Raw genomic sequence first — 6003 nt, forward strand, 5'->3', positions numbered from 1 at the left:
ACCACCTAATTGGTGAGCAGCACCGAAGTCTGTAGATAAACCACCACCCTTTGGATTTTGAATTAAAACTACTAATACAAGTAGTACACTCGCCAAAAGGATTAAGATAGTAAGTAATGTTCCCATGATTTATTTAATTAATTTTTGTTTCAGTTTTTTAATTTGATTTGCAAAGAAACTCTTTTTTTCTGGAAATTTCAACATTAATTGCTCATAAGATGCAATTGCTTTTGGATAATTCCCTTGAGCGGCAAAGATTTGAGCCAAGGTTTCTGATACTGGAAGGCTTGATTCGTCTAGACTTTTCTTAGCAACTTTACTTGGAGAAAAGAATTCCTTTTTCGGCCTACTTATTTGTGGTTCTTCGTTAATAAACTTCTCGATAATGCTTTCAACTTTTGATTTTGGCGCTTCAACAGGTGTGTTTTCTGTCGTCGCTTCTTCAATTTCTGGAGCTGTTTTCGTTTCAGTAGGTTGCGCTACCTCATTTTCTACTTCTTGAGTAGTTTCTTTTTCTACTTTTTGAACCTTAATTTCTTCTTTTGGAGAAGCAGTGTTCTCTGCCTTTTTGGCCGCTAACCACGCGAAGAAATTATGCGGTTCATCGCTTGTGTTTTCCTCTTCTTTTTGATTTTCCTCAATTTGAGGGGAAGTGATTACTTCGTTTTCGGCTTCTGTAATTTCAGATGTATCTTCAGTAGAAATGCTTTCCAATGGGCGAGTTGAATTATCTTCAACATCTTCAATTTGGACTTCTTCTTCGAGTTCTTCTTCTTGAATCTCTGTTTGAACCAGTTCTTCTGTAGAAACCTCTTGCTCTATGCTTCTGCTCACTGCAGCTGCATACATATCTACCTCTAAAGTATCTTTAGGCAGCTCTTCTTGTACTTCAGTTGGAGCTTCAGTTTCTTCAACTTCATCTGTGTTATCTCTGCTTTGAACTGCAACTTCCTCACTTTCCTGTTCTTGAGGAGTGAAGCCAAACTTTACTTCTTCCTTTTCCTCCGATGAAATATTATTGTTTTCCTCTGATGTTTCGGGCTCTGCTTCTTCTATAGATTCAGCAGCATTTAAACTGAAAATAGGAGTTTCCTCCTCTTCCGAGGTTTTCTTGTTATCAGCTTCTTCTGTTGCAGAAATTGCGTTTGTTTCAGGTTCTTCAAGTGCTTCAATACGCTCAGTAGAAGTTTCTTCTTCTGCAACTTCCTTAGGCATAGATGACTCTTCGGGAATTGTTGAAGGTACTGAATCACTTTCGCTCTCAACCCTTGTTTGAATGTCGTGAGTCAAATTAAACAAACGAATTCTATCTGGGATTCTATAGGCATGCTCACTAAGCTCCTCTTCGAAGCTAAAGTCGTCATGTTGTGATAACCCTGAAAGGAGTAGTAATGAAAAAACAGGAGAAAAGCTGTATTTCTCCGCCAAGTTTTTCAACGCGGGGATGTCCGATTTTTCAATTTTACTCGGATCAATAATTCTCTCTGTTAAATCTGCTTTATTCATCTTACCAATTCGAAAGTAGTTCGTTGATAACGTCTTGTATGATCTGTCGGTTAACTTCTTCGTATAAATTTGTTTCTATGCTTCCCAAGTCTTGTGCTGCGTCGTAATCTGCAAAACGAGAGGCGCGAACTTGCATCATATCTTCTTCTGGTGAGGTGATGAAAATATCAAACATCGCCGTAATGGTTAATCTGTTTTTGGAAGCATTATCGTTGCCTTGAATCGCTACGGGAGCAATTTCATAACCTATCACATTTCCGGTAATATTGATTTGTGACTCGTGATTTCCGGTATTCAATTTTAAGCCTGTTCTGTTTTGAATTTCGTCTTTTAACTCCTCTGTAAGTAAAGGAGCATAATTCAAAGGAGCATTGGCAGCTTCACTTTTAATCGTTTCTACAGAAAAATATTTCCAGCTCGGATCTATACTTCCGTCTTTAAAACCTACACTCGTTGGCCAGCAACTGGTAAGTAGTAAGAATGAAACAAAAAAGAGGGCTAACTTCATCATATCTATGCCGAATATACTAACTTATTTTAAATGGAATTCTTTGATTTTCCTGTACAGTGTACGCTCAGAAATTCCTAATTCTTTGGCGGCATACTTACGTTTACCATTGTGTTTTTCCAAAGCTTTTTGAATGAGTTCTTTTTCCCTGTCTTCTAAGGATAAAGATTCCTCTATCTCTACATGGTCTTCGTAGTCATCTTCAATAATGCGAATCTCATCGTCTTTGCCAGCGTCATAATCATTGTCGCGTTTTACCGGACTGGGTAAGTAGCTTTTCGGAGTATCTGTTTGATAATCCTCGTACATCTTATTGAGCACATCTCTTTGATTTGCACTCAAGTTAACGTCTGAGTTATTGTTTAGAATTTCAACCACCAATTTTTTCAATTCATTGAGGTCGTTTTTCATGTCGAACAAGAATTTGTACATCAATTCTCTATCGCTATAAAACTCATCTTTTTCCTTTTCCTTATTTACAATCGCAGGTAAGTTACTGTGATGTTTTTCAGGAAGGTATTGTCTTAATATTTCTGGAGTTAACAGTCTCTCATTTTCAATAACTGAAATCTGTTCTGCGATGTTTTTAAGCTGACGTATATTACCAGGCCAAGGGTAATTCAAGATTAATTCTACTGCCTCATCAGTTAATTTAACTGCAGGCATCCTGTATTTCTCAGCAAAGTCATGCGCAAATTTTCTAAACAATAGATGTATATCGTCTTGTCTATCGCGCAAGGGTGGAAGCTGAATAGGAACAGTACTTAATCTATACAAAAGGTCTTCTCTAAACTTACCTTTTTGTATGGCTTCCATCATATTTTCGTTGGTTGCCGCAACTACTCTAACGTCTGTTTTAATGACCTTAGATGAACCCACGCGAATGAATTCACCTGTTTCTAAAACACGTAACAAACGCACTTGAGTTTGCATAGGAAGTTCTGCAACTTCATCCAAGAAAATTGTTCCGCCGTCAGCTACTTCAAAATACCCTTTACGACTTCCACTAGCACCCGTAAAGGCTCCTTTTTCGTGACCAAATAATTCAGAATCAATTGTTCCTTCGGGAATTGCACCACAGTTTACTGCGATGTACTCTCCGTGTTTTCTAGAACTTAATTGATGTATGACTTGTGGGATAATCTCTTTCCCTGTACCACTTTCACCCGTAACAAGAACAGAGATATCTGTAGGAGCTACTTGCGCAGCTACTTCCAACGCTCTATTTAAAAGCGTTGCGTTACCAATAATTCCGAAACGTTGTTTTATCTGTTGTATAGTCATAGTCAATTAAAAAATAAAAAGCTTAGGCTATTGCTTCTCCAATTAATGTTGCAGAAGTACAATCTGTAATTTTTACATCAACATAAGAAGCAGGTTGAACATCTATTTTAGGGAAAACAACCATTGTGTTTTGATCGTTTCTTCCACAAAGCATTTCTTCTGACTTCTTAGAGTTTCCTTCAACCAATACTTTTACTGTTTTTCCAACGTAACTCTGGTTGATGGCATTACCTTGTTCTCTTTGCAAAGTAATGATCTCCGTTAAACGTCTTTGTTTAACTTCTTCCGGAATATCGTCTTCGTATTTTCTTTCTGCTAAAGTTTTTGGTCTTTCAGAGTATTTGTACATGTAAGCAAAATCAAATTTTACTTCTTCGATTAAGCTCAATGTATCTCTGTGCTGCTCCTCAGTTTCTCCACAGAATCCTGTAATGATGTCTGTACTAATTGCAGCCTCAGGAACGATACGTTTAATAGCATCAATTCTATTTAAGTACCATTCTCTTGAATATCCTCTGTTCATTTTTTTCAATACTTCCGTATTTCCAGATTGAACAGGAAGGTGGATATAGTTACAAATGTTGTCGTATTTCGCAATTGTTTCCAATACTTCATCCGTCATATCTTTTGGGTGTGAAGTAGAGAAACGAATTCTTAAATCTGGATGAACCTCTGCACACATTGCCATCAATTCTGCAAAGTTGGTCGTTGGTTTTGTTTCATCCTTAATTTCTCCTTTGTTGGTAATGTTCCAACGGTAGCTATCTACGTTTTGTCCTAATAAGGTTACCTCTCTGTATCCTTGTTCGAATAAATCTCTACATTCTTGAACGATGGTTTGTGGATCTCTCGATCTTTCTCTACCTCTGGTAAAAGGTACTACACAGAAAGAACACATGTTATCACAACCTCTTGTTATACTTACAAATGATGAAATTCCTTTGTTGTCTAAACGAACAGGACTAATATCAGCATACGTTTCTTCTCTACTTAAAAGAACGTTTACCGCTTTTTGTCCACCTTCTACTTCGTTGATTAAAGAAGGAAGGTCTCTGTATGAATCCGGACCAGCAACGATGTCTACCAATTTCTCTTCCTCTAAGAGCTGTTTTTTCAAACGTTCAGCCATACAACCTAACACTCCAACTATTAAAGAAGGTTGGTGTTGCTTGCGGTATTTAAAGTTAGTTAAACGCTTACGAACTCTTTCTTCAGCGTTTTCACGAATACTACACGTGTTAATTAAAATAAGGTCTGCCTCCGTTTCATCGTTGGTAGTTTGATACCCTTGCTTAATTAAAATAGATGCAACTACTTCACTATCTGAAAAGTTCATTGCACACCCGTAGCTTTCTAAAAATAATTTCTTTCCATTAGGATTTGATGATGATGCCATTTCTAATGCCTCACCTTGTCTGTTTTCGTCTATCTTCTTTCCCTCAAGAATATTATCCATCATTGTTCATCAAATTTGTGGGACAAAAGTAACTAAAATATAAGATTAGTGTCAAAATGGCAGAGTGAAAATACGTTAATTAAAGACGAAGCTAGCGAACTTTTTACCAAGAAATCTTGTATACAAGGAGAGCTTAATTTAATAGAGTTTCCCGGGGTGGTTTGTTTTTAGCAATAATTTAAACTTATTTTGCAGCTAATTCGATTCACCTCTTAATACAGAAAAAGGACATGTCAAAGAATTTAGTAATTGTTGAGTCACCTGCTAAAGCGAAAACCATAGAAGGTTATTTAGGGAAAGATTTTACTGTGAAATCTAGTTATGGTCACGTGAGAGATCTTGCCAAAAAAGGTTTAGCAATAGACGTAGAAAACAATTTTAAACCTGATTATTCGGTGAGTCCAGACAAGAAAGCGCTGGTATCAGAATTAAAGAAATTAGTGAAAGGTGCCGATACGGTATGGCTCGCAACCGATGAGGACCGCGAGGGAGAAGCAATTTCTTGGCACTTATACGAGACGCTTGGATTGGAGAAAAAAGAGACGAAGAGAATTACCTTTAATGAGATTACTAAAACAGCCATCTTAAAAGCAATTGAAAGTCCGAGAGAGATTAATAAAGAGTTGGTAGATGCGCAGCAGGCACGACGAATTTTAGATAGATTGGTAGGTTTTGAACTTTCTCCAGTGTTGTGGAAAAAGGTGAAGCCAAGTTTATCTGCTGGTCGAGTACAATCTGTAGCTGTACGTTTAATTGTAGAGCGCGAAAGAGAAATTCAAAACTTTACACCAGAGACATTTTACAGGTTGTCTGGTTTCTTTCAAAAAGATGCAGATACAATTAAGGCGGATTTAGCACATAACTTAGGAACGGATAAAGAGGTAGAAGCATTCTTAGCTTCATGTAAAGCAGCAGATTTCGAAATCACAGATGTGGTTAAAAAGCCAGGAACAAAATCTCCTACTGCACCCTTTACTACATCTACTTTACAACAAGAGGCCAGTTTGAAATTAGGTTTTAGTGTATCTAGAACCATGTCTGTAGCACAGCGCTTGTACGAAGCAGGTAAGATAACGTACATGAGAACGGATTCTGTGAACTTCTCGGATGATGCAATCAACGCGGCAGAAAAAGAAATAAAATCAGCTTACGGATCAGAATATTCTAACCCGAAGCGTTATAAGAATAAAAACTCTGGAGCACAAGAGGCCCACGAAGCAATTCGTCCAACAAGCTTTGCGACGCACAG

Annotated in this window: 6 protein-coding genes; 1 reads left to right on the forward strand and 5 read right to left on the reverse strand. The window is 37.5% G+C overall.

Annotated features, from left to right (window positions below; translation table 11 throughout):
• The 5 genes from secG to miaB all read right to left on the reverse strand — a co-directional run.
• Positions 1-126, reverse strand: a 126-nt coding sequence (gene secG, locus R3333_RS11795; protein WP_318958983.1) for a preprotein translocase subunit SecG, incomplete at its 3' end; no start/stop codon positions are given.
• 3 nt (positions 127-129) lie between these two features.
• A complete protein-coding gene (locus R3333_RS11800) occupies positions 130-1506 on the reverse strand; it encodes a hypothetical protein (protein WP_318958978.1) in 1377 nt (458 codons plus the stop codon).
• A gap of 1 nt (position 1507) precedes the next feature.
• Positions 1508-2017: an LPS assembly lipoprotein LptE gene (lptE, locus tag R3333_RS11805; protein WP_318958979.1), complete on the reverse strand. Its 510-nt coding sequence runs from the start codon at positions 2015-2017 to the stop codon at positions 1508-1510.
• Between the two features lie 21 nt (positions 2018-2038).
• Positions 2039-3298, reverse strand: a complete 1260-nt coding sequence (locus R3333_RS11810) for a sigma-54 dependent transcriptional regulator (protein WP_318958980.1) — start codon at positions 3296-3298, stop codon at positions 2039-2041.
• Positions 3299-3320: 22 nt separating this feature from the next.
• Positions 3321-4757, reverse strand: coding sequence for a tRNA (N6-isopentenyl adenosine(37)-C2)-methylthiotransferase MiaB (gene miaB, locus R3333_RS11815; protein WP_318958981.1), 1437 nt, complete (start codon positions 4755-4757; stop codon positions 3321-3323).
• A 227-nt stretch (positions 4758-4984) separates the two neighbouring features.
• Here miaB and topA point away from each other — a divergent pair.
• The coding region (gene topA, locus R3333_RS11820) for a type I DNA topoisomerase (RefSeq protein ID WP_318958982.1) at positions 4985-6003 on the forward strand (1019 nt) is incomplete at its 3' end.

This window comes from Lishizhenia sp. (assembly GCF_033720595.1).
Lineage (GTDB): Bacteria > Bacteroidota > Bacteroidia > Flavobacteriales_D > Crocinitomicaceae > Lishizhenia.

Excerpts from the sequence above, each read along its gene's own strand:
- R3333_RS11800 (WP_318958978.1), bottom strand. The coding sequence starts at position 1,506 with ATGAATAAAGCAGATTTAACAGAGAGAATTATTGATCCGAGTAAAATT.
- lptE (WP_318958979.1), bottom strand. The coding sequence starts at position 2,017 with ATGATGAAGTTAGCCCTCTTTTTTGTTTCATTCTTACTACTTACCAGT.
- R3333_RS11810 (WP_318958980.1), bottom strand. The coding sequence starts at position 3,298 with ATGACTATACAACAGATAAAACAACGTTTCGGAATTATTGGTAACGCA.
- miaB (WP_318958981.1), bottom strand. The coding sequence starts at position 4,757 with ATGATGGATAATATTCTTGAGGGAAAGAAGATAGACGAAAACAGACAA.